Origin of the sequence: Paraburkholderia fungorum, assembly GCF_003610895.1 — a bacterium.
Classification (GTDB): domain Bacteria; phylum Pseudomonadota; class Gammaproteobacteria; order Burkholderiales; family Burkholderiaceae; genus Paraburkholderia; species Paraburkholderia fungorum_B.
Map to the genome: position 1 here is coordinate 135,914 of NZ_MCAS01000045.1, position 23,992 is coordinate 159,905.

The 23,992-nt window shown below is 59.3% G+C and carries 23 protein-coding genes and 1 pseudogene; 10 read left to right on the forward strand and 14 right to left on the reverse strand.

From position 1 onward, the window contains the following. Positions 1–24 precede the first annotated feature (24 nt). From BCY88_RS31805 to BCY88_RS31840, 9 genes and pseudogenes are all read left to right on the forward strand, one after another. Complete coding sequence (locus BCY88_RS31805; protein ID WP_120348096.1) at positions 25–879, forward strand: cytochrome b/b6 domain-containing protein; 855 nt, start codon at positions 25–27, stop codon at positions 877–879. Further along, entirely contained in the window at positions 866–1,636 is a 771-nt protein-coding gene (locus BCY88_RS31810) for a molybdopterin-binding protein (RefSeq protein ID WP_120348097.1), read from the forward strand. Before BCY88_RS31805 ends, BCY88_RS31810 begins: the two co-directional genes overlap by 14 nt. Positions 1,637–1,965: 329 nt before the next feature. Beyond that, a complete protein-coding gene (locus BCY88_RS31815; protein WP_120348098.1) occupies positions 1,966–2,220 on the forward strand; it encodes a metal-sensing transcriptional repressor in 255 nt (84 codons plus the stop codon). 15 nt (positions 2,221–2,235) lie between these two features. Then, positions 2,236–2,322 (forward strand): annotated as a pseudogene (locus BCY88_RS40135) (IS21-like element helper ATPase IstB); the annotation flags it as partial. 408 nt (positions 2,323–2,730) lie between these two features. Beyond that, complete coding sequence (locus BCY88_RS31825; protein ID WP_259461579.1) at positions 2,731–3,729, forward strand: integrase catalytic domain-containing protein; 999 nt, start codon at positions 2,731–2,733, stop codon at positions 3,727–3,729. A 12-nt stretch (positions 3,730–3,741) separates the two neighbouring features. After that, positions 3,742–3,975 carry a hypothetical protein gene (locus BCY88_RS40565; RefSeq protein ID WP_259461580.1) on the forward strand — a complete coding sequence of 78 codons (234 nt, stop codon included), beginning with the start codon at positions 3,742–3,744 and terminating at the stop codon, positions 3,973–3,975. Positions 3,976–6,423: 2,448 nt separating this feature from the next. Continuing rightward, a complete protein-coding gene (locus tag BCY88_RS31830) occupies positions 6,424–6,924 on the forward strand; it encodes a hypothetical protein (RefSeq protein ID WP_120348099.1) in 501 nt (166 codons plus the stop codon). Positions 6,925–6,933: 9 nt separating this feature from the next. After that, positions 6,934–7,626, forward strand: coding sequence for a nucleotide-binding protein (locus BCY88_RS31835; protein WP_120348100.1), 693 nt, complete (start codon positions 6,934–6,936; stop codon positions 7,624–7,626). After that, positions 7,619–8,338 carry a hypothetical protein gene (locus tag BCY88_RS31840; protein ID WP_259461581.1) on the forward strand — a complete coding sequence of 240 codons (720 nt, stop codon included), beginning with the start codon at positions 7,619–7,621 and terminating at the stop codon, positions 8,336–8,338. Before BCY88_RS31835 ends, BCY88_RS31840 begins: the two co-directional genes overlap by 8 nt. Before the next feature lie 61 nt (positions 8,339–8,399). Here BCY88_RS31840 and BCY88_RS31845 read toward each other — a convergent pair whose 3' ends face one another. The 3 genes from BCY88_RS31845 to BCY88_RS31855 all read right to left on the reverse strand — a co-directional run bounded on the left by BCY88_RS31845 (position 8,400) and on the right by BCY88_RS31855 (position 12,054). Next, positions 8,400–8,639: a hypothetical protein gene (locus BCY88_RS31845; RefSeq protein WP_120348101.1), complete on the reverse strand. Its 240-nt coding sequence runs from the start codon at positions 8,637–8,639 to the stop codon at positions 8,400–8,402. A gap of 115 nt (positions 8,640–8,754) precedes the next feature. Next, positions 8,755–11,088, reverse strand: a complete 2,334-nt coding sequence (locus BCY88_RS31850; protein WP_120348102.1) for a ParB/RepB/Spo0J family partition protein — start codon at positions 11,086–11,088, stop codon at positions 8,755–8,757. Positions 11,089–11,220: 132 nt separating this feature from the next. Beyond that, positions 11,221–12,054, reverse strand: coding sequence for a DUF932 domain-containing protein (locus tag BCY88_RS31855; RefSeq protein ID WP_120348103.1), 834 nt, complete (start codon positions 12,052–12,054; stop codon positions 11,221–11,223). A 775-nt stretch (positions 12,055–12,829) separates the two neighbouring features. Here BCY88_RS31855 and BCY88_RS31860 point away from each other — a divergent pair. Continuing rightward, complete coding sequence (locus tag BCY88_RS31860; RefSeq protein WP_147408586.1) at positions 12,830–13,072, forward strand: hypothetical protein; 243 nt, start codon at positions 12,830–12,832, stop codon at positions 13,070–13,072. 409 nt (positions 13,073–13,481) lie between these two features. On the opposite strand, the gene BCY88_RS31865 is transcribed toward BCY88_RS31860, so the two are convergent. The 11 genes from BCY88_RS31865 to BCY88_RS31915 form a co-directional block, all read right to left on the reverse strand. Next, complete coding sequence (locus BCY88_RS31865) at positions 13,482–14,105, reverse strand: SET domain-containing protein (RefSeq protein WP_120348245.1); 624 nt, start codon at positions 14,103–14,105, stop codon at positions 13,482–13,484. A 187-nt stretch (positions 14,106–14,292) separates the two neighbouring features. Beyond that, entirely contained in the window at positions 14,293–14,484 is a 192-nt protein-coding gene (locus BCY88_RS40570) for a hypothetical protein (protein ID WP_120348105.1), read from the reverse strand. A 499-nt stretch (positions 14,485–14,983) separates the two neighbouring features. After that, the gene (locus BCY88_RS31875; RefSeq protein ID WP_147408587.1) at positions 14,984–15,394 is read right to left on the reverse strand and encodes a hypothetical protein; all 411 of its coding nucleotides are present in this window, start codon (positions 15,392–15,394) and stop codon (positions 14,984–14,986) included. 327 nt (positions 15,395–15,721) lie between these two features. Next, a complete protein-coding gene (locus tag BCY88_RS31880) occupies positions 15,722–17,434 on the reverse strand; it encodes a hypothetical protein (protein WP_147408588.1) in 1,713 nt (570 codons plus the stop codon). A gap of 640 nt (positions 17,435–18,074) precedes the next feature. Further along, positions 18,075–18,614 carry an AAA family ATPase gene (locus tag BCY88_RS31885; protein ID WP_120348108.1) on the reverse strand — a complete coding sequence of 180 codons (540 nt, stop codon included), beginning with the start codon at positions 18,612–18,614 and terminating at the stop codon, positions 18,075–18,077. Continuing rightward, on the reverse strand, positions 18,611–19,135 hold the full coding sequence (locus tag BCY88_RS31890; RefSeq protein ID WP_120348109.1) for an ASCH domain-containing protein: 525 nt from the start codon (positions 19,133–19,135) through the stop codon (positions 18,611–18,613). Before BCY88_RS31890 ends, BCY88_RS31885 begins: the two co-directional genes overlap by 4 nt. Then, positions 19,122–20,357, reverse strand: coding sequence for a hypothetical protein (locus BCY88_RS31895; RefSeq protein WP_120348110.1), 1,236 nt, complete (start codon positions 20,355–20,357; stop codon positions 19,122–19,124). The genes BCY88_RS31890 and BCY88_RS31895 overlap by 14 nt, the downstream gene beginning before the upstream one ends. Then, positions 20,350–21,384: a radical SAM protein gene (locus BCY88_RS31900; RefSeq protein WP_120348111.1), complete on the reverse strand. Its 1,035-nt coding sequence runs from the start codon at positions 21,382–21,384 to the stop codon at positions 20,350–20,352. Before BCY88_RS31900 ends, BCY88_RS31895 begins: the two co-directional genes overlap by 8 nt. After that, a complete protein-coding gene (locus BCY88_RS31905; RefSeq protein ID WP_220669707.1) occupies positions 21,332–21,976 on the reverse strand; it encodes a DUF4186 family protein in 645 nt (214 codons plus the stop codon). The genes BCY88_RS31900 and BCY88_RS31905 overlap by 53 nt, the downstream gene beginning before the upstream one ends. Continuing rightward, complete coding sequence (locus BCY88_RS31910; protein WP_120348112.1) at positions 21,976–23,439, reverse strand: helix-turn-helix domain-containing protein; 1,464 nt, start codon at positions 23,437–23,439, stop codon at positions 21,976–21,978. The genes BCY88_RS31905 and BCY88_RS31910 overlap by 1 nt, the downstream gene beginning before the upstream one ends. Continuing rightward, positions 23,436–23,879 (reverse strand): DUF6932 family protein, encoded by a 444-nt coding sequence (locus tag BCY88_RS31915; protein WP_120348113.1) that lies wholly within the window; start codon positions 23,877–23,879, stop codon positions 23,436–23,438. The genes BCY88_RS31910 and BCY88_RS31915 overlap by 4 nt, the downstream gene beginning before the upstream one ends. Positions 23,880–23,992: the final 113 nt, after the last annotated feature.

A 23,992-nucleotide genomic window follows, 5' to 3' on the forward strand; every position in this document is an offset into this window, starting at 1 on the left:
GTTTGATTCGATGAGCACTACACCATGCCGTCTTCCGATGCAGCAGTCCCCCGCAGAGATGCGTTTTATTACCGCCACACATTGCCAGTGCGGATCATGCACTGGATCAACGTCATCGCGTTTTTCATCCTCCTGATGAGCGGACTGCAGATCTTCAACGCACACCCTGCGCTCTACTGGGGCAAGTCGTCTTATACGGGCCGGCCGCCGATCCTGCAAATGGTGGCGAAGGAAACCGAGGACGGAAAGGTGGTCGGCGTAACCAGGATATTTGGCCGCGAATTCGTCACGACCGGTGTGCTCGGCGCGTCGAGAGGCCCGGACGGCGATCTGGTCGGACGGGGTTTTCCTTCCTGGGCAACCATTCCCGGGCCCCAGTGGCTATCGCTGGGACGGCGGTGGCATCTGTTCTTTGCCTGGATCTTCGTCATCAATGGTCTGGCGTATGTCATCCACGCGATCCTCAGCCGGCACCTTGTGCGCGACCTGATGCCGACCAGGGCGGACTGGCATTCGATCGGCAGTTCGCTCAGGGACCACCTGCTGTTGCGCCACCCCAAAGGCGAAGCCGCGAAACATTACAACATTCTCCAGAAGCTTACCTACCTGATCGTCATCTTCGGCCTGCTGCCGCTCGCTATTTTGATGGGATGGGCAATGTCGCCGCGGCTTGATTCGATCATCCCCGGTTGGGTCGACTGGTTCGGTGGCCGGCAGTCCGCTCGCTCGATCCATTTCATCGTCGCCCTCGCGCTGGTCGCTTTCGTCACCATTCATGTATTTCAAGTCATCATCACCGGGCTCTGGAACAACCTGCGCGCAATGATTACCGGGCGCTATCGGATCCCGGCGACGGGGGACCGTCATGGCACCGAGTGAGCCGAGCCGCCGCCGCGTTCTTGCCCGCCTCGTGGCCGCCGGCGGCGCCCTGTTGCTCGCAAGCTGCGATCGGTTGTCAGGCACCGTATGGTTTCCGAAGCTTCTGGAGGGCGGGGAAAAGCTTAGCCAGGTCACGCAGCATCTGATGATTTCGCGCCAGTCGATGGCGCAGGAATTCACCGAGGCGGACCTCTCGCCAACGTTTCGCAGCAATGGCACCGCCAATCCGGACGACCCGCGATACCAGTTCCTTGCCGCTGGCGAATTCGCAGCGTACCGGCTCAAGGTTTTCGGCCTGGTCGAGCAGCCTGCAACGTTTTCGCTCGCCGAACTGCGCGAGCTGCCAGCCCGAACCCAGATTACCCGCCACGATTGCGTCGAAGGATGGAGCGCCATCGGCAAATGGAAGGGCGCGCGATTGAGTGCCTTGCTGTCGCGTGTCCGCCCGAAGCCGGGAGCACGCTATGTGGTCTTTTACTGCGCCGACCCGATGGACGACGAGGGGACGAAATATTACGAGAGCATCGACATGGAGGATGCCTACCATCCGCAGACCCTTCTCGCCTACGAGCTCAACGGCCAGCCGTTGCCGATCGCCAATGGCGCGCCGTTACGCATCCGGGTAGAACGGCAACTCGGCTATAAGATGGCCAAATACATTATGAGCATCGAGCTCGTCAGCAGCTTTGAAAATATAGGCGAGGGCAAAGGCGGCTACTGGGAAGACCAAGGGTATGAGTGGTATGCCGGCATCTGAACAAAAGCTGGCTTATTCGTAGCATTGCGGTTCAACTAACGTGCGATTTCCTCCGATTCTCCGACGTTTGTCTTTCGCCGCTCCCTCCAGCGAGCCGCTGCCTTTAATAAATCGACCGACTCACGATCTTAGCTCCCAGGAAATCCCGAGAGGGCATCGTGAGCTGAGGGCGCATAGGTCGAATGGACATTAATCGAACCGGTGCGCGTCGATGCGTTGACAGTTTCCTACTCCGCTGGATAGCAAACCGGCATGAACAAGAATACTCTCCATGAATCCCACTCCGACTCGTTTTTTGCCTGAAGCGAGCAGAAGGCCATTTGCGCAGTATGATTGCGATGATCGAGGCTGGCCGGAATAGCGTCAACATCGTGCAACAGCTTCACGCCATCGAGAAGGCCATTACAAACGCGAAAAAAGCGCTTGTCCACGACCACGTGGCCCACGGCCTCAAATTGCAGTCCACGTCCGATGCTGCGTCAGCGCAGGCCGTGGTTACAGAATTCAAAAAATCAGCACGTACCTCGGGGTGGAGCAAGCTATGCGCCAATACGCTGCAGAGCATTAGCGCTTATCTTGGCTGATCTCCACAACCGGCCGCTGCCATCGATCGGCTCGTACGTCACTCGACGATCTTCGAACTCAACGTCGAAAGTTACCGTCGTCGCAACGCCATCGACAACAAGACTGCCCGGCGTGACAATTACTCCACGCCGAATCTGAACGCGCATTGGCTCATCAGAACTGCAACTCGTGTTGACCTGTTGCCTCACGTAGTTTGCTACCCGTCGGATTGTCCGGCGGGAGCGGCACGAGGTGACGAGGCAAATCAGCATGACAACACGCAAGGAGTTGGTCGCAGCATTGCAATCGCGGTATAGAAACGCGACGTTCGATGACCGCGTCAGGATTCTCGACGAGTTCGTGGCTTTGACCGGCTATCACCGCAGGCACGGCATCCGGCTGCCGGGAGCAACCCGGCGAAACGAAGGAGACCCGCGAGCGCAACCGGTTATACGACGAGGCGGTACGCCAGGCGCTGACGGTGTTGTGGGAAGCGGCCGTCCGGGGTTTGTGGCAAGCGCCTGAAGGCGTTGATTCCGAAGCTGGTTGACGCTATGGAACGGCATGGCCATCTCGATCTGGATCCGGTCATCAAGGCCAAACTCCTTCAGGTCAGCGCAGCGGCCATCGACCGCCTGCTGGCCAATGCGCGTTTGCACATTGACGGGCCGCGCAAACGTCGCAAGGGTGTGGGCTCGGCCATCCGGCGTAGCATCCCGGTGCGCCCGTTCGCCGACTGGCGTGATCCGTCGCCGGGTTTCTTCGAGATCGATATGGTCGAACACTGCGGCGGCTCGAAGACCGACGGTGAGTTCGTTCACACGCTGACATTGACCGATATTGCCAGCGGCTCGACAGAATGTGTGGCCATGCGCACGCGCAACCAGATGCTTGTTATCGAAGCGTTTGAGAAGGTGGCCGCCGATCTGCCATTCTCAATGCTTGGGGTGGATTCGGATAACGACACCGCATTCATGAACCAGAGCGTATTCGACTACTGCAAGGGACATGGCCTTGAGCAGACTCGCTCGCGTGCGTACAAGAAGAATGATCAGGCCTGGGTGGAACAGAAGAACGGCGCCGTCGTGCGACGGCTGGTTGGTTATGGCCGTCTGAGCGGTACCAATGCGAAGAACGCGCTAGCGCAGCTATACGCGTCATCGCGTCTATACATTAACTTCTTCCAGCCTTCATTCAAGCTGAAGTCCAAGACGCGCGACGGCGCTCGTGTGCACAAGGTCTACCTTGCGCCGGCAACACCGTGCGATCGGCTGCTGGCGCACGACAGCGTCGAACCCGCGATCAAGCAAAAGCTGCGGGCGCAGTTCAACAGCCTCGATCCTGTACGACTGCTGCAGGAGATGCGAACGGCCCAGCAGACATTGAGCGAGTTCGCGGCCCACGGTGTGCGCGCTGAAGCAGCGCCAGCAAGCGAATCAGATGTTGCCGTCTTCCTCGCGAGCCTCTCTTCGGCATGGCAGGAGGGGAGCACGTCCGATGCACAGAAGCACCCCAAGGCAAAGCACTGATGGAAGACCCGCTTGGATCCGTTCGCCGACGTGTGGCCGGTCATTGAAGGGTGGCTGATCTCCGAGCCCACAGTTGCAGTTAAGGAGTTGATTGACCGGTTGGCAACGATGGTTCCGGACGTCTATGCACGCAAGACGCAACTACGAACGCTGCATCGCCGGGTCAACGCATGGCGCGCGGAGCGTGTGAGAGAAATGGTTCTGGGCAGCATGCGCCAGTGCACCGAAACGCCGACTGACGCGTGAACTGCTGAAAAGTTGAAAACCGGCGGGGGCCGGGCGCTTCGCGCCCGGAAAACCACGAAAGAAAAGAAGAAGGAAAGCGAAACGACAACAATCCGTCGGGTAACATTGCTTCGTGAGACAACACGCGCAGTCTGCATTACTGACTGACGGCGCATGAAAGGGTGTTGCTGTGGCCGTTAAGATTTCCTTAAGGATCACCGATTCAAAATCTGGAGACATGGTGAACAGCGTCATCGATTCCGCTACCTCGTTGCTCGCGTCGTCGCTGAGGCTGCGGAATCACATCAAGCGACAAGTCAGATGTCATGTCCATTTGCGTTTCTGTTCCCCACCACCAGCACTTCCTTCTAAGTGGTGGCGCCAAGCGACTATCGGAGGTCGATTTGAAATTCCGGAAACGTAACTGGTTTGTTGAAGCTACGCAGTGGTTTTCGCCGGGAGATCACCCAGCGGTAGAACAACGCAATGGCGCATGGTCCATCGCTACATCCGAAGGATGGATCGACGTGCTTCCCGGCGACTGGGTAATCACCTCAGCGGACGGCTCAGTTCACTGCGTCAGCAATAAGCTATTTTTCGGTCTGTATGAACCGCTTATATAGCCTAGCGGCGCACCCCTGCGACTGTCAGGAACCATCGCCATACTTCAACCGGTCATCATGCGATGTGCCACTGGAGACCGCGGCAACATCTAATTGTGGCTGGCACTCACTTATCCGAACTCTCAATCGATATCTCGCTGGCACATTGCGGACGAACGCTGTATCCACAAGACTAAAAGTCGATTTCCCCGGGCGATCTTTATTTTCGATTGGAGCGTCGTTGTATGCGAAAGCGGAGATCAGCTCAACTGCGGCGATCGGATCCGTCGAAGTGTCTGTATGAGGCGGTCGCCTCGCAAGAAATACCAGCCGCCGATGCATGACAGGACCGGACTCATACAGCAGAGGCGCACCAGCGCGCAGAGATCGGAAAGTGAATCCATGACATTCCTCGTTGTCGTCATTGGCTTAAGCATCGATCGTTTCTACACCTGTATATACAACGATCTGTCATCTTAGTCCCTTTAGTGGCGGACGGACATCGAGTCCATCGGACGTGTTTCGCAGACCTACTCTCCTTTTATCCGGGCAAGGCAGATTGTTAAAAAGCGTAATCAGACGCAGTGGACCTGACGCGCCGAGCGCCGGTCGTGCTAATGGACAACTATCAGCCTCAAAGGGCTCCATTCACACGCGCTTAGACGCTGACCGCAGTGTGCGGGCTTTTGGCCAGCGATTCGGTGAAATCGCGACGCTGGATGACTGATCAAACGTAGGTGCCGAGTGTACTCTTCGCGGAGGTTCGGAGCTTATGGGAGGCTTAGGAAAAGACGTCTATGAAGAAGAATTACCTCCACAAAAGATAATTTGCCTGTGGCCCAATTGGGATCGGGAGAAGCCGGCTGCGTTCATCCGTTTGACGACCGGATTTGGACCGCGCACGACATGACGATCTTCCAGAACGGTCAGGTTTCCGGTGGTCACGTGTGCGTTATCGAATACGTCACGCAACCACCCTCCTCGTCAAACAAATATCTTCTTGCAAATGGGAGACCATATAAGAGGTGTGTGTCGCGTATGGTGCCTAAAACCGGCGGTAGCCTATCCTGCAATACCGTGTTTTCAGTGCGTTTTTTGTCGCCTGGAGTAAACGTGTCACGCAGAGGTAGCGGCTTTCACGCAAATGACAGTTCAGGCCCTGTAGAAACGTTGCGTAACCCCGCGCGAAGAAATGGCGTAACGGTCGCCGTGAAAGCGTAAATGCCGTGCGCTTTCGGGCGCGCAAAAAATGCGTAACCCGTGCGTCATGCTCTCCCGTCTCGGGTTAAACCTCGTGCATACAAAGGTGCGTATCAATATGTGTACCTCGTGCGTATCAAGGTGCGTACCGGCGTGCGTCAAGGTGATCACTCAAGGCGCAAGCCGCGTGCGTTAAAAGTGCGCTTTGGCGGAACAATACGATGCGTTCCGACTGCGTCGCGGAAAACGGGCGAAAGCCCATCGTCTGCGCGCGGCGGATACAGGACCTGCCCGGTGCGGTGCGTAACACAAGGCGCAAGGTGAGCGTGCTGTGTACGCAGAAATGGCGATCCGCTGGCAAACCTCACGCATTGAGGGTTCACAAGGATGTGCAAACCGGTTGCGTCAACGGCGGTGATGTTGCGGCGTCAAGGTGTCCGTGTTCAGCGGGAACGCAATGCGCAACGGCGGTGAATGGGAATGCGTCAGGGTGGAAACGTTGCGAGCGTACGACACGTGAAAAAAATGCGCTGTTCTCCTGGGTTCCCATGAGTTCCCCGGAGTTTCCACGGGGCCGCGCGGCGCAAAAGGACGGCGTTGACAGGTGCGTTACGCGTGAGCAGGATGGTGCGCAGGCGGTGTGTACCGATGTGCGCTGGAGGTGGTGATGCCTGTTGCCAGGATCTATACAAAATCGCAATGGAATGCGTTTGCCCGGACGCTCGATGCGCTGCCTGAAAAACCGGAGGCCGAACGTGGCTTGAGCGTTCGCGACGCGATGAAAGACATGCGTGGCCATATACGTACGGCACAGACAAAGGGCTACACGCTGGAGCAGATCTCGGAGCAGGCAAGACAGGCGGGCATCGATATCACGGCTGGAACGATCCGTTACGCGCTGCGTCCTGCGGGAAAAGGAAACAGCGCAGGAAATACGGCACGTCCGGCAGCAAAGACGCCTGCGCAGGGCACGGTTACGGCACTGTCCCGCGCACATGCGGTGGCGCAGGGCGGTGCGTCACGGGCGAACAGTCCGCGCGCAGAGGGACGCCCTGAGGGGCGCACTGAAGCGCGTCCGCATGGGGGAAAGGCAGAAGTTAAACCGCAACCCATGCCGGTGCAGGGTTCGCTCGCATTTGCGATCAAACCCGATACCGACGACCTGTAAAGGACGGCAATGGCAATGACCCTCAACCCCATCTATCTGGTAGGTGGCAGCAAAGGCGGTGTGGGCAAAAGCATCGTTGCGCTGGCGCTGACCGATCACCTGCAACGGCGCGATGCGAGCCTCGTACTGATCGAGACGGATACGTCAAATCCGGATGTCATGAAGGCGGTCCACGGCGAGATCGAATGTGCGGCGTTCGACCTTGACGAGGCGGATGGCTGGATTGGACTCGTCAACTATTGCGATGCGAAGCGCGATGCGGTGGTAATCGTCAATACGGCGGCGCGCAATCAGGCGGGCGTGGCGCGCTATGGCGCGACGCTGGCGAGCACACTCGACGAACTGGCGCGGCGGCTCGTCGTGTTCTGGGTCATCAACCGGCAGCGCGACAGTCTGGAATTGCTGCGTGAATTTGGTGCGACGTTTCCTGACGCGATGACCCACGTTGTGCGCAATGCCTACTTCGGCACGGCGGACAAGTTCACGCTCTATCAGGATTCGAACATCCGCAAGGGGATCGAAGCAAAGGGGAAGTCACTGGATTTTCCGGACCTTGCGGATCGCGTGGCCGATGATCTGCGCAGCCAGCGCCTGTCGGTGCGCAAGGCGGCAGAGACGCTGCCCATCGGGCAGCGTGCCGAACTGTTGCGCTGGCGCTCGCTCTATGACGCAATGTTTACCGGTGTCATCGCCGATGGCTGACCGACTCTCGGGACTTGCGGCACACCCGCGACGTTCGGGACGCACGCGGCGTGCGCACCCGCCCGATCCGCTCGCGCGCCTGTTCCTCGATGTGTCGGGCGAAGTCCCGGACGACGCGAGCATCGCGCGCATGCGGCGCGTGTCGGCCGCATTGAACCTGCACGATAACGATGCGCTGTGGTCGGTGCTCGCCGTACTCGAATACTATGCGCGGCTGTATGAGGTGATGCCGGATCGCATCAGGAAAGCGAGCGAGGGCAGCCTCGATGCGATGCGCGCCGAAGCGAGGGAAGCGACGGATGCACTGATGGCACAGCACCGCGATGCGCTCGCGCGCTGCAAGGAAACGATACAGCTTGCCGAGCACATGATCCACGAGCATGAGGAACGCTACCGGGCCGTTCTCGCGGGGCTGAACGAGGCCGCGCTCGATGCGCTGGTGGACCGCGCCGCTAACCGGATCGCGCGTGCTGCGGGCAACCGTCTGGTGGGCGCGTTTGCCATCGCGGCACGTGAGCAGCGCGCGCGACTTGACGGGGCCGTTGCGGCTTTCGGGCGGGCAACGCAGGAAGCGGGGCGGCAGGCGCAAGCCGGGGCGCAAACACTGGAGCGCCGGTACTGGCGCGCGCTGAGGGCCACGCTGGCGCTCGGGCTAACAGTGCTGGCCGCTGCGGTAGCGATAGCTGTCTGGCTGGCCGCGTGGCGGGGATAACAAACAGGTGCGACAGGCGCGAGAGGTGAAAAAAGGGGTTCCCGGTCTGTCGCGTGATGCGCTAGTGCATGGCGTTGCTCCGCGCGATGAATGCGCTGATGTCCATCAGCAGCCTGACCAGATCGTCGGCCTCCAGTGCCAGCATGGGAGACACGAAGCCCGTGTCGGTGGCCCGCGTGACAGCGATACGGAAATGCTCGCCGTTGCGGTATTCATCGTCAGTCACTTCAACCTGGGTTGTGAAAACGTGGCAGGAGTCGTCGTTGATCGCGATCACGATGACCTTGATGCATTGTTTCATGATTGCCTCTGTCCGGATATGCACGCCTGACGGCATGCGGGGAGTGAGGCGCAGTCCTGCCGGGCTGTGCCGGGTCAGTGGGTTCCACCGGACTGACCGGCGGAACCCACGCGGATCACGCAGCGTTCTGCGTCATTGACGCGTCGTCAGGCGGCGTTGAGGTTGCGGCAGTTGGGAACGGCCACGCGGATAGCGCACCGTTGCGGTCTGTCGCGGCGTGCTCCTGTGTCCCGGTCGGGCCGCCCGCCCGCGACGGGGTTCCGGCGCCTTCGCCGGGTTCCGTGCCGTTGATGCGGTCGGGGCCGTGGCTGTTGCGTTGGTCATCGCCTTGCGCGTCGCCGTCCTGCTGCGCTTCGTCGCCGGTGTCACCTTCCTCGTCGTCGTCCTCGTCAGGCTCATGGGCCGCGCCATAGGAGCGCGCCGCGGGGACTTCACGGTCAGTGAGGATTTCCGGTAACCATGCCGACTTCGCTAGTCGCAGTTCTGCGGCGGCTGCCGCATCGATTTTCTTCATCTTGCCGAGGTCGGCGGCGATCTTCGGTGACACAGCGCTGGCGACGACTTCCGCGATGCGCGCCTTGCTGACATGATCGAAATACGAGGCGCGCGTGGGCGTCCAGTACCGGGTCATGTCGAGGTTCAGCACGCTGGCAAGCGCATTGATGGCGTGAGGCTTTTCTTCTCCAGCAATGCCGTCGAGCAGGGTGCCGGTGCAGAAGGCGAGCAGGTCCAGCAGGGTTGTGCCGGGGTCCTGTTCAAGCAGCCACGGCAGCAGGTCCGCGCGCCGCGTGGGCAACTCGCGGCCCCAGCGCTCGCGCTGTGCCTCGATGACGCCCCACGCGGTGGTGGCGGGCAGGTCGTCCGCCGCGCCGAGCAGGTTCTCGCGGTTGCTGTTACAGGACAGTGCCAGCGCATGCGGCGCGAAGCCGATCCCATACCGCTCCGGAAAGACTCCCGGAATCACGCGGTGCAGGAGGGCGGCGAGTGCGACGCACGGCTGCGCGATGAGTTCCGCATGAACGGCTGCGGTACGGTGCGCGGTCAGGCGCTGGCAGAGCTTCGCGCTGTGAACTGGCTTTTCCTTCTGCGCTGGTTGTACTGCCGTGTCCGGTTCACTGTCCGCTTCCGGCGTGCCGGTCACGGTCGCGCCCGCCGCATCGAGTGCCGCGCTGTTCTCGCGGCGCACCAGACCCCGTTCCACCTCCAGTTCGCCCTGCGGGCTCAGGATCACGAATGCACCCGCCTCGGCCATCTGCTGAACCTCCCATGTCAGCACGCCGCTTTCGAGCGCGATGAGGGCGGCGTTCACCCGTTCGATTTCGGTTTCGAGCCGTTCGGCTTCCTCGTAGGCGTTTTCGTCGTCCTCCCCGAGGGCGTCAAACTTTTCGGCCAGTTCGTCCTGCTGTGCGGTGAGCGCGTCCATCTCCCGCTGTTCGTCGTCGGTGAGGGCGCGCTGCACCGGTTGCAGCCTGCCGTAGCGGTTCAGTTCGAACACGTCCCGTTCGATACGCGTTTCGGTCCAGCCCCAACCTTCGGCACGGACTTCTTCGGCTGCGACATCGAGTTTCGCGGCGGCGAGACGTTGCAGCAGTTCGGCGTCGGCAATGTATCCGGCGTTTTCATCGTCGCTGAAGAGGTCACGTCTCACATAACCTCCCGCTGCTTCATAGGCGTCCAGCCCCACGAAGCGCACCAGACGGCTGCGGCTCGCGTCAATCTCGGTACGCGTGATCGCCTGCCGCAGATAGTTGGGCTGGCGTTGCCACTCGTTTGCATCGCACCAGATGCGCTCCTGCGTTTCGTGATCATCGGTGAGCGCGAGCGCCGAAAGCTGGTCGAGCGTGATGGCGTCCTCGCGTAGGAGAGCAAGCAGCTTCGGAGAGGCGCTGGCGAGCTTCATGCGTCGTTTGATCGTGATCGGCGCGGCCGAGAAAAGCGCGGCAATGTAATCGACGCTGCGACCTTCTTCGGCCAGCATCCGGTAGGCGCGCAGCACGTCGAACGGGTCGAGTCCTTCGCGTTCGCTGTTCTCGATCAGCGAAATGGCGAGGGCTTCGCCTTCGCTGACGATGCGCACCGGGACGGGATGATCGGCGGCGATGTGTTTCTGCTCGAACAGCAGGTCGAGTGCGGCCTGTCGGCGCTGACCGGCACAGACGCCAAGCTTGCGATGTTTGCCTCGCGAGCCCTTTATTTCGTGAACAATGAGGTTCTGCAGCAGCCCTTTTGCCCTGATGTTCGTGGCGAGCGAGTCAATGCCCGATAGCGGTTTCGTACGGGCATTGAGCGGTGAGCGCCGCAGGGCGGAATACGGCACGGTCACGACCGGCTGCTCGTTGCCGAAACTGGTTTCGAGCAGCGGCGCAGCGTTGGCCGTCGCGTCTGTGACGGTGTCGGCTTCGACGGCGTTTGCGGCGTCGTTCATTTGCGTGTTGACTTTGGCTTGCATGATTTACTCCAGATATAAAAAGGAAGGTTTCGGGTCACGGTGCTGCGGAATATCGTCAGGACTGGACCCGGATAGGAGTCCTGACGGAGTGAACCGGAATCGGGTGGCGATGGGCTGCCACCCGTGCCGTGGTTACGCCTTCATCTGGCGCATCGCTTCCGCGAGCATCCACAGCGCGCGGTTCAGTTTCACGTTCTGGTCGATGCCGGTGATGGGGCGGGTGGACATGGAGCGTCCGCTGCGCGAGCGTCCGTGGAGGCCACCCTTGGTTAGCGATTCCTGAATCCGGTTAAAAACGGTCCAGAGATCGTCGCGGCGGTCCTCAAAGCGGCGCACGTTCAGAAGCTGGCTTTCGGTGATGGGGGCGGGCGCTTCCGCGTCGGTAGGGTCGTAGCGCAGCGCGAGGGCGGAGCGGGCGAGCGCCTGCTGTTCGTCGCGGGTGAGCGTCACGGCGCGCATGCCGTCCTTCTGTTCGCGGATCAGGTCGAATCCGTCGAGCACATCGAACGCGCCGTTGATGACGTTCTGCACAATGGAGCCCTTGTGGGGAACGCGTATTTCGCCGACGGTTTCGCCCGCGACCATGCCGTTCTGGCAAACAAATCTGTAGACACCACCGAGCATTTGATAGCTGCTGGTGCCATCGTGCGAATTGAGCAGGATGATCTCGTTGACGTCCTCGCCGGTAATCTCGTTCGCAGGGCGCATGCGGATCAGATGTTTTGTGAACTCGCGCTTGTCCTGATCGCGCACGCGGGTCTGGCAGACCATGAACGGCTGGAAGCCTTCGTTGCGCAGGCCGCGCAGCACGTCGATGGTGGGGATGTAGGTGTAGCGCTCGGAGCGGCTTTGATGCTTGCCGTCCGCGAAGATGGACGGGGCGACGCGGCGGATCTGGTCATCCGACAGGGGCGAGTCGGAGCGGAGCATCGGCGAGCCGTAACGGAAAGAGGAAGCGAGTTGCATGGCACTCTCCACAACAAAAAAGGTTGATCGGTGTTGCGCTGACCGGGCTCCAAGATTCCGCCCCGTTGTAGGGGTTGGGCTCGTCCTGGTGGAACCCGGGGGTTGGCTTTATCGCCGCCAGTCTCCTGAGTTCGCGCCCGTGCGACTCAAGGAGCCGGTGGCGGGCAAACGTCAAGGAAAAAAGGCGAGGGAGGGGTGCGGGCAACACGGTCCCTCGCCCCTTGACGTTTGCCCGCCATCGGCTACGGTCGCGGGTTGTCGGGCGGGAACACAGGAGACTGGTGGATGCGAAGCGTCGGGTTTGACCGGGATGAGCCGCCGCGCGGCGAGCGCGAATGTGGAGGCCGCGTGCGGCCTTCACCTGACTGGGGGTAAAGGTGTTGGTTGTCGGGGGCTGAGGGTTTGCGCCAGGGATTGAAGCCCGGGAGGGCCGGGACGCCGCCGGCGGCCTGGTGCGAAGCACGAAAGCCCGCCCGCAGCGCAGCGTGGGGGCGCCCGGAGAGGGCTTCAGGACTGCGATGACACAGCCTGCTGCACCGAACTACTGACACTGGCCGTTGAGGACAACGCCATGACAGGCGGTGGCGACGTCAGGCTGGACACGCCCCTTGCGGCGAGGTCTTCAAGGTATGCACGACGGATAGCCTATGCCCACGCCGGTACCTGCCGGCAGCACCGGCATCGCCCACATCGTTGCTAGAATGCCGGACTTGAGAACAGACCGTTATGACCGATGCCTTTGCCAGCCGATGTTGAACTGCTCGCGGGTTTGAGCATGAATGACCGGGATGCCACATCGAAGCCGCATGGCCCCGCACCCGGGCGTTCACGAACCAGCGCGTTCACCGGATCGCGCATCACGTTCCGGGGCCACGAACTCGTGGTGGTCGAGATTGGACCCTTCGCGCATGCGCAGGGCGCCACCGTGACATTTCGCGCGCGATCGGTGGGCGCGCAGGCCGTACGGGTGGGCGCGATCATCGAGACGCGCTGGGGCCTTTGCGAAGTAGTGGCCTGAACAGTGAGCAGACCGGAGATCCCACGCCGACTGCTCACGCGTGCACACGGATGCGGCCTAGAGCGACCGACCTGGTTCGCGCGCTGGCGCAGATCCTTGCGGCGTTCGGGCAGATGGTGATGACGTCTTTGACGCTCGAGGTTTAGCAGATCGGGAACCAGACGCATCGCCCGCACGGGTGTGAGCTATCGGGAGGGCTGTGCGAAGCGCAGCCCGTGTGCGAGACGGGTTTTCCTGACCCGCGCCCAGGCAGGAAGCTGGACGAGATCGGTCGGTGTCGACCATGCTCATGCTGGAGGTGCCGCTGTTCTCCCCGGTGTTGCCCGGCCGTTGCACGGGAGTTTCACGCCGGGCACGACGCCCTGTGAATTCCCCTGCGCCACGACGAAGCAGCATTGGGGGCTTCCTGCTATGCGTCGATCAGTGTGTCCGCGATAGTCGTTCGAATGTGGATTGCGGCTCGTGCTGTCACGTCCGCATCCACACTGCCCTCGACCACCCTACGGTCAGGCGCTGAAATATGCTCTTTCCCTGACTGCCTTCCCCGTTTGGCCAGCATGGTTCCCCGGCAGTCCGGCGCGCCGCAGTGGCAGGCGTACCGCTCCCGAAGCTGACGGGTGTGCCGTCCTTCCACGAAGAGCGCATAGTCGATGCTCAGTTCTTTGCCGGCCGGCACTGGCTCCACAGTGCGAATGAAGATCCGGCCATCGCGGTCCTCGGCTTCGCAGTTGGGGCGACATGCATGGTTGATCCATCTAGCACTGTTACCGCCGATTGCCCCGTCGATGACGGTACCGTTACCGACATCGAAGTAGAAGGTGTGATCCGGCTGTGCGGGATCGCGCGGGTGACGGAGCACGGCCTCGCCCCAGGAGATCCGTTCGCCCAGGTACTCGCAGACGAGTTCGCCGGCCACAAGCGCGCAGGTCGCGAACACCCCTTTGCCGTGAACGGGCGACCGCCGCACAGTAATCCGGCAGCGATGACGCAGGACATTGGCAGGTTTCAACGAGAAGGCATCAGGGGCGTTCATTAGCGGCATCGTCGATACGGTTGCGGGGGCCGACGTAATCGACCCGCGGAAGGAACATAGATTGCACGACCGAAATTTCCGTTGCAACCGGTGCAGCGCGTTAGCTACGTCAACGCCGACGATGGCAGGGGAAACAGCTGTGTGGCGTGAACCGGGCTGCGAAACAGTTGCGTCTGGCCGGGAAGCGCTACAGTATCCTCAGGTCACGGATCCTGCCAATCTGGGGTGATCGTTTCAGGATCAGATCTGCGATGAATTCGGGGAGCAGGGCGCGCGGAATGTTCGCGGGGACGTCGTCGACCCGATGCGAGGTGATACGCGCGATAAAGTCGTTGGGGGCGCTTGCCAGACTGTGCTCAAAACTGACTCGGTACTCCATGATCAGCCGCGCTCCGACGGATATTTTCTGTGCGACTGATTCTATCAGCAGTTGGCGCGATGATTGGCGATCGAGCCTTGGGCTTCCGGTGAATGCAGAGAGACGGGGCTCTGGATTGTCAGGGAAAGTTCCGGGTCGGAAGTCTGGCTTTGCACGGTGTTGCCCTGGCGCATCGCTACGGAGCCACCGCACGATGCCGACGTGCACATAGAGGACTCCCGAGGAGCGATGCGCGATCAGTGCTCGCCCTGCTCCCATGTGCGGTGCCCACACCGGGGAAATGACTCGTTCGCAAAGATCTGTTACCTGAGGAAGCGCGGGCAGATCGCCTGTCCATATAGCCGTACCACCCTGACTGGTCTCACGAAGCAGGGTGTCCATCAGTCTGGCGAGGTGCTCGATTTATCAACGAAGTTATTGTGTAAAGGGCGGCGCCGCGCGAGTTCTTTTTCCTGGACGTCCGACTATGGCCCGACGTGTGCGTCGGGCTCCCAGCGATTCAGGCATTGTGAGCGTTATCTGGCGCGATCGGCGACAGCGCGTCGTTGGCAAGAAAAATGTTCAACTGTTCATCGGCCTGTGCAATCCGATGCGAGGGGAGCATCGAGAGCTGTTCGTCGTGCAGCGACAGAACGTGTGCAAGGGTTCGCCCGTCAGCTTCAGGCAGCGACCAGTCGCCTGCGGCCTTGATGCGCGCGGCGATAGCGTGCAGTGCCGCCTCGGAGATACGGAAAGCCGCGAGGGAGCGACGGCCATTCAACGTTTCGTGAATGAAATAGGCGAGGTACACGGTCCTGAACAGCCGGCCGATCAGTTCGATATTGCAGTTTCCCGAGCGCAACGCGGCAAACGCCAGATGGTGTTCGAGTGAGCGGCGACGCCAGATCGTCGCCGGGAGCGGCAGCAACATGTCCCGCGTCATCGGCCGTCTGCCACCAGGTTGTCTTGACTTGCGTGGCTTTGGAGTCGGTGCCATAGAATCGTTTTCAGTCCGTTTGCGCATTCTACGGCACGCGCAGGATCCGGAGGCCGGCCGCAAAAAGAGCATGGCAGGGCGTGCTGGTTAAGTCCTGCAACATGTTTCGCGCGGCTTTTCCGCAGCGAATGACGCTGGCGGTCCGGGTCCGATCCCGGATTGTCGGGGAGCCGATGCAATCCGCGTATCCTGCGCCGATTCGTGTTCCGGACGGCTTTTCTTGTCGGCCGGCCTTATGTTGTCGTTAACGTGGGAATAGGCTCAGGTCTTTGTGGAGGGCCGTGTGCCGATAAATTCGGAATAGCCATCCTTGTATGAACGGATCCCGTCCTTGTCGAAGTCAAGCAGTTGATCCGCAGGTACATTGACCGTCACGCACCATAGGCGGACATACTTGTTCCGGCTCGCGAGCCGGGTCTTGTCGGCTTCCCAAGGCGACTGTAACCAGCTGGCGATTGAATCGTCACACTGCCGCGCCGCGATGATGCGTTGCTTCGGATTTCCGTTTATAAAGTCACGAACCGATTGCTCCTGGGTCAGGAGAACCGGTTTCGGGCTGAGGGTCGCTGAAGGATCCGACAGATCGGCGGAAACCGCAAGTCCGGCGGTGTTCAGCGCCCTGTCGATGTCGGGTCCTTGACGCCGGATCTGGAGTTCCAGTGTGGCTGTCGATCCCAGCCTGTTCAGGACGTTGACATTTGTCACGACGATGGCATCGTCCTTTTTGGCTTCGCATTCGATTCCGTACATGGCGAGGCGGGGACACTGGAGGGAGGACAGCAGAATCGCGGAGGAGTGGAAATTGCCTAAACCCAGCGCAAACACGACCCCCGTCGGAATGACCGTTGGACGTTGCGTGGGCACCATTACCGTAACTGCAAAGAATCCGACGGCGATCAGACACGTCTTGAAGAAATCACGCTTCATGCTTGCCATTGAGAAAAAAGCAAGATTGAAGACCGCGAGGTACAGGACTATCGTGCCCAGCGTTCGGATCGCGTGCGCCGGTCCATTCAGCTTCGCAAATTCAAGTGCGAGCATCAACGGAGAAAAACTGAAGGCGACGTAGATCAGTGTCAAGCACAGGCGTATGGTGAACATGGAGGGGGGCAGTTTGGGGCGCAGTGGACCCGAAATGGTGTCGCGCCATATGCGGCGACGCTCAGCCAGGATTGCAGCGTATGAAAGAATCCCCGTTGCCATAGCAGCAAGCGACAGAGCGAGCACATAAACGTGGACACGCAGGAACTGTCCGGATACAGAGGGTCCAGCTATGTCAGGAATCGTACCTCCTGGAACACTGAACGAAAGCAGCGGAGTCGCTGAATCAAGGCCGGCTTTATGAAGGAGAAACAGCGTCGCAATGGCGCAGAGCCCGAATACGACGAGCATTCGAAGTGCGATTCTGGGTTTTCTGCCCAAGTGGGCGCCTGCGAATACCAATGTGAGCAGGGCAAACACCGCGACTGCGTAAATCGCCATCACGAGCCCCGGATCACTCGGCCAGAAAAAATCTGCGAGAGACGGGAATCCGATGCCGCTCCACGCCAGTACTGAAAGCGTGCTGAGTTCAACCGCAAAGTCACCTCTCAGCAACTCAGCCCGCATTCGCGACGTCACTTTGGCTGCCTGTTCTGCTCTCGCCTCGCCAGGTAACCAGAAATGCGAGGAAGTCGGGTTTTCCGGAAGCATTGCATCCAGTGCATATCTTGCAGAGGCGGCAGGTGCCACGCAGGTCAACGCCAGGGTACCGATAACGATAATCCCGGCGAGGAATGCCGCAGAGAAAAGCCCTGTTGTTTGCGGTAGAGTGAAATCTGGCATCTGGCCAAGCAGCATGTAATACCAGAAAAGCGTTCCGCCGCCCACTATCCCGCTGAGCAAGCCCAGTGAGGCGATCGGATTATTCCTGGCATACCGTTTCGCCCAGAACGCGAACCGTACCATCCAATTTCGTTCAGTCTGATTTGACATTTTGTTTCGATATATGATATGCACTACTTATTTTTATGAAGAGATTCTCCGTATTCTGGAAATACGGAGCCGGCTTTCTGGTTAGCCGCAGGGGATTACTCGGGGATCGAAATAAACCTGTCGGCAGGCGCGTCGAGAAAGTTCTGGATAAACATCGGGAGCGCGTTCCGCGCAAAACTGCGCTTAGTCGTCGAGGCCCGCCTCTCAGTGGCGTTAGGCCATCCATTTTTGCAGGCCATCCGATCAAGCCAGCGATGCGATCTCCTGCAGCGCGCCGTCGCGGAGCAACTGACTACCCACGCCGCTTAGCCTTGCTTTGCAGCTTTTCAGCTTTGCAGCGGCGTCCTACGTGGACGACGATTTCGCTCGGACGGTTACGGCTGCTTGAGGCCGGCGAGTAGCGCCGATCATTTGTGCGGTGAGGCCAGTGCAGTCGACACGCGCATCGAGATGAGAAATGGATCGTACCGGTGAAGGTCCTGAACTCGTAAGGCGGTTGTGGTTCCCTTTCGGTTGTGATCCAGTCGATGCCGCTCCTTGAACGGTTCGACGACGCAGGTTGAAAGGGGCGTGGAGACAGCATCGCCGAAGCGTACGGAGCGCCGCGTCGGACCCACTTAATCCCCGGCTGGACGGAGCCTTAGTTAAGCCCCAAGCTTGTCACGATATCGGCGACAATTTCCTCGACGGGACGGTCTGCGTCGATGAGGATATCGGCCAGACCAGGAAGACTCTGAATTACCTGTATCTCTGTAGAATGGGTTTCCGCCAGGGAGCCAAGATCAGGTAGCTGCCGCTGGAGCCGCCTTTCCCGTAACAACGATTCCTGTATGTCCAGATAGGCAAGTGCCGTTCGACGGGGTGCAACGAGTTTCTGCAGGGCTGTGTACGCCTCGATATGTCGGATACCGTCTACGACTAGCGATTCGTTGCCGGACCAGCCGGAATGGCTGACAACCTTCTCGCAGAAGGTCTGCCAGCCATGCACTTCGATCAGGGCGGCGCCTAGGGCCTGCAGAACAGAGCGATCTTCAGCATCACTTCCTCTTTCGCGTGCTACAGACCGAACGTAGTCTCCAAAGCTCACGTACTTCCAATGGGCGCGTTCGGCGAAAGACCGCGATACGCTTGACTTCCCCGAGCCGATGCGGCCGGCAAAGCAGATGACTGTTGGGTTCATAGATCCAGCTCAAATTGGGCGAAGCGACGTTTCTCGACAACCCATCCGCGTCGGTCGCTTTTTGCGTACGGAATGGCCTGAATCGGCAAAACGTTATCCAGCGACATCAAGGTTGCAAAGCGTGCGCCTTTGCGGGCGTCCCAGAAGGATTCGTCGACTTCACCAATCAATGCACCGAAGCGTGACCGGATAGTGTGCAAGGTTCGAGGGGAAAGGCGATATGACCAGTTGGAGGCAATCCTGGAAATCGCCACCACCGGTCCCGCGACCGCTTTCAGTAGTACGATATCTCCGTCTTCGATGGCTCCATACGGGGCTACCTCGTTCCTGGAAAAGCGTGACTCAACCGTTTTCTTGCCGTCAATGACCCACTGCAGGAACGGCTCCTGGAAGATCGCAACGTGTACGGCCGCCTTTGGATGAGCGGTGCATACATGCCGTTTCAGATATTCCGGCCAGAACGGATCTGTCTGGCACACATCCAATAGCAAGTCAAAAAACGACTGCCTACCATTTTTCATAACCCAGTTCTTGTTGCTCAATGAGGACCAGACGAGATAGTTGGGTCAGCGTCTGTCTTACAGGTTCAATATGTCGCCCGACAAGCGCGGCGGCGCGTTTCGCACCCAGCCGTAGTTTTAGACACTCAGCGAGGCGAAGTAGGGTGCCCGGATCATCGCACGCGAAAATCCTGTTGCCGGAAGTCCAGACGGCCGCTAGTTGCCTGAGGGCGCTACGCCGACTCACACTTGCCAGTACGTCGCCGCCGACGACGGATCTGAGGTCGGTCGACTCGCTCAGTTGCGGAGCGGCTGTGTCAATCCGCAGGCGAACAGGGCCGAATGAAACTTCGTTCCAGTGCGCCTCCCCCATGTCACCCGGCCAGTCAAAGGTACTGCTCCGTACGCGCCGGAGAATAACGAGGTCTGCCTTGCGCCAGTCGCTGCGCACATGGGTGATGCCCGCAGCCCGCAACGCGTTACGTTCGAAGGGCGGGCTTGCGTACGGCAGGAAACCCGGCCGACGGCCCATCTCCGTAAATCCCGCCAGTTCCCACCATTTCCGGTACCTGGCGTATTCACTCTGCATACCAGGCCGTGTACCCACGGGTGGAAGCGATAGCAGCACGTGACCATCACTATTGCAGACAGCAGCGCAGAACCAGATGAACCGAAGCATGTACTCATCGTACCAGGGCGGGTCAATTATAACCGTGTCGGCCGCCACAGCCGGAACCGTCCGCCTGCCGAGATCCACAACGGCACTGCCCGCGAGATTCCGGGCTTCATGAGATTGACAAACCGTATCGGCATCCCGGCCGAAATACCAGAACGCGAGGTTTGAGGTCGACCTGATCTCCGACACCGCGATGGAGGGGGTGGCAACCAGTGCGACCCGACCAGCTGATGGTGTGAGGACCGTGGCTTCGTCCACGAGGCGGGAGATGGCCGTGTCCGAAAAGCGCCATTCGAAGTCAAGCGGGTGGGGTGGTAGCAGCCTGTCGAATCGGGTGATTGCGTCGTTGGGCGTGGAGGATTGGGCGGATGCAATGAGGGCGGTGGCCTGGTCGTGATGCGGATCGCCCGGACCTGACTGTATGTGTTTCAATGTCTCGAGGACGAAACCTGGATAGATACCGGGCAATTGTTCAACGAGTTCGGCGAAGTCCGCGCTTCCAGCGGATATGGTGTCGTTGATAAGCGAGCGCGCCCAATCGCGATATTCGATGTCCGTTTCAGTCAAGACGTACCTCTGTGATAGGCATGGCGAGCTCTTCGGAGGAATAGCGCTTCTGGAGGGCCTCTTTCCAGGCGGTTATGGCGCGCTGCTGCTGCTCCAGCGCCTGTTCACGGGACGTGTCCAGGCGCGGCAGGACAGGAGAAAATGCCTGGATTTCCAGTGGCACGGTTCGGAGGGGCAGGTTTGCGTGAATGCTGCAAAGTCGGTCGACAAATTGCGCTATCCGTGTCTCGAGGTCATCTCGGTACGGCGAGGTCAGCGTGACGTAGGCGTAAAGGTCGATCCGGGATCCGGCAAGTCGAGAAAACCGGGCGAGTTGGCGCTCGAATTCATCGGAGCTGGCTGCTGTGTTGAATGCAAAGGATTCAGCGTCGAAGCCCTTGAAGCACGTCACCCGACCATACATCCGGTAGCTGCCGATTATTTCCTTGTGTTCGGGAGCGAGATTCCAGAAAAAGTCTGCGCTCAGGTTGTCATCCGACCATAGATAAAAATCTTTCTCCAGGCCGCGTTTGACCATCGCCTCCATGAACCAGGCAATCCATTCGGGAGTCAGGTCCGGGGACCCGCCAGTCAGATCGATGACGCGAGGCTGTTGACGTTCTGCGAGAAAAAGATCCAGCATGTCGTCCGCGGTCATCCATCGTGCGCGACGCTCGTCGGCGCTGAGCAGGTTGTACGGGACAAAGCAGTACCAGCAGCGCCATGCACAGGCTGCGTTCTGGAATACCTGGGCCTCGAGGGCGTCCGAAGGTGGGAGCCCTAAACCTCTCGAGGCCGGATCGATCGGTAGTGGGTTGCATGGCCAACGTTGACCGTCGCCACGCCTGAAGTGCCGGATGCGACCGAAGCCACCACAGTTCGCGGGCACAGTGAGATCGCGTGCCTGATCCGAGTCATCGAGCCTCGAGACAAGGATTGACCTGGTGTCGAGGTTGAGAATGCGCGATCGGTACTTTTGTGCGGTCCCGGCGGTATCAATCGCTGGCGGGTTGTGCCGACCCGTCGGCGCCAGAGGATGAATTGTCATTTTTCGGTTTCCTCGGAATTTTCTCCGGACCGGCGGGTAGATCAGGAATCCGGCGGTTGAGGAACTGGATGATGAGCGCTGTCAGATAACCGATTTCATCATGGGTCAGTTCGCGACCTTTCGGGATGCCATGCCAGTATTCGATGCAAGTGCGGCAGCATGACGCCGTCGCGTGCTGCGCATAGTAGAGAACGTTACCCTCCATGGGCGTTTGCTGGCCGTCACGGTAGGGCGTCGCACGACCGACCGACGTTTCCACGCGTCGGCGGACAGATGCGATTAGCGCCGTGCGTCCTTTTCTTCGTGCATGGAGTGTTGCCTTTTCATCGATGGCCTTATGCCAGAAGTGGTGACGGATGTACTCGTGCTGGAGCTCATCGAAAGTGTGCTGGACGTCACCGCCGTCGCGCTCATGAACACGTTCCCAGTCAATAAGTTTCACGCCGCAATACCTGCAGGCACCATGATCCGTTTCCGGCATCGTCCGTTTCAGGAACTTGAAGCAGTGAAGCTCGCGGTTACAGTCTGCATCAGTGCATTTGACCTTTAGCGGTGGCAGTTCAAAGTTCGTTTGAGTTATTTCCATATCCATCACAGATTCTCCGACGGCGTTAGTGCTCGCCGCAACAATTGTCTGTCCACCTCATCGAGCCGAGCAAAGTCAAACCGTTTGAAGAATACATCCCTAACAATCACATAGGGGTCATTTTCTCGATGTTGCAGATTACCCGCCGCTCCCCACCAGTTGATTTTCTGTAACGAAAGCCGGTATGCCAGATAGTTAGCCAGATGCGCCTGGGAGACGTCATGGCGCGATGCAATTTCCACTACAGCGCGCTTCAGATAGGACACGTTGCCATTGGCGAGATCAACGCATTCAGCTACCAGCACTTCGGCCTTTTCCCCGAGCAGTACATCAGCTGCAAACCGGTTTGCAGCCTGCTCCTCAGCAGACACGCGCCGTGTTGAGGTAAGGTCAGCATCTTCAATCCATGCAAAGGTGGATTCGCCTGCGGACTGGCAACTGTGAAAATACTCATGCAGAAGATCAAAGAGCCAACGGCTCTCAAACAATGAGCGCTGTTTTACGACGATAACGTTTCTTCCTGATACACGCCAGCATGCGCCATGAAATGCGCCGCTGTCATTCAGAGGAATAACGGGCACGCCCACGTCCCAGAGATAATCCACTACGCCCGCGAGATCCAGGTTTTTGCCAGTTTTTTTCATTGCTGACAGGAATGAGGCTGGTTTGCAGTCGAGCTCCTTTAGAGGCAAATCCCGGCTGGCATTCGCGATAACCATTGCCAGATAGTGAGCGTAGACGACATAAGCACTTAGCTTTTTCCCCTCGGCGTGTGCGGGTACCTTGAAGCGCGCCAGTGACGCGGCCTCCCTGGGTAGTTTCAGGGCGTCAACGCCCATGAGGCGATCTGCATCCCATCCAAATACACGTTCAACGATACTTATGGACCGTGCTACAGACGGATCCGTACCTTCAACCGTCTGTTCGCCTTCGTCTACCGGTGTGCTCAGTTCAGGCGGAAGTAGCCGACTGGTCAACCAGTCAACGGAAATGCCGGACGTCGACAGTCGATCGAGGAAGCTCCTGCGGTCCAACCGTGCCTGAGGCAGAAAAACTGTCTCGGCCACACGTACGCCAAGTGCCTTCGCAATTTCCGAAAGTCGGGTTAATGTTGCTGACTCATAGTTGGTTGCTTCGTAACGCTGTATCTGCTGTTCCTTCAGGCCTGTGCGCCTGGCCAGCTCCGCCTGGGACAGATCCAGCGCAATACGGGCGCTGATCAGCGCGGCAGGCAGATCTTCGAGTGTTGCGGCGTTGATCTGTGATGGCCTGTGAGATTTCAGTACTTCATATTCTTTCAAGTCTGAGGAGAGTTCGTCGTATTGACTCTGCAGGGCATCGAGCTGGGCTTTCCAGAGAAGCGGGTGAAGATCGGCAGGCCTATCCGATCTGTGCAGATTACTGATCGCGAGCTCGAACTTTCGCGCCTGCGCAGCAGTGATCTTGTACTGACGATCGTTCTTGATCATATTGCCTCCTGAGGTATCAACATCACGATGCCTTTCGGATTGCCTGTTGCCTTGTCGATTTGGAAGAAGTCAAGAAACGTTTTGCCACTTTGCCCTTCCGCCCAAGAGGCGGCAAAGATGTCGCCTCCATATTTGAGTTTCATGGCGCTCCTGCCATTGCTGAAATCCAGTAGCACTGGATCAATGAGATTGGGGGCGACGCCGCTGGGGTCCCAGCAAAGGTCGTAGTCCGAGGGCAGAAGCTTGCTGGTCACAAAGCTGCCATCGACATAAACCTTTGTGCATCCGGCACTGGCGAGATTGCCGAGCAGTAGCAGTAGTAGCTGGATCAGGCCGCTGCGGTGTTTATTGGTGCCAAAATATTGAACAAATTCCGGCCATGCTGCGTTATGTATGCCCGGCGGGAGCAGGCCCGTAGTGGCGTCGAGCGGAGGCATCATAGGGCAGCCTTTTTGCTGGTGATATGCAATCGTAACACAACGAAATCGTTGTGTTGAAACGTCTGCTATGAAAATCGGGGCGTGCGGAGCAACGTCAACTGATGTCTGAAGCG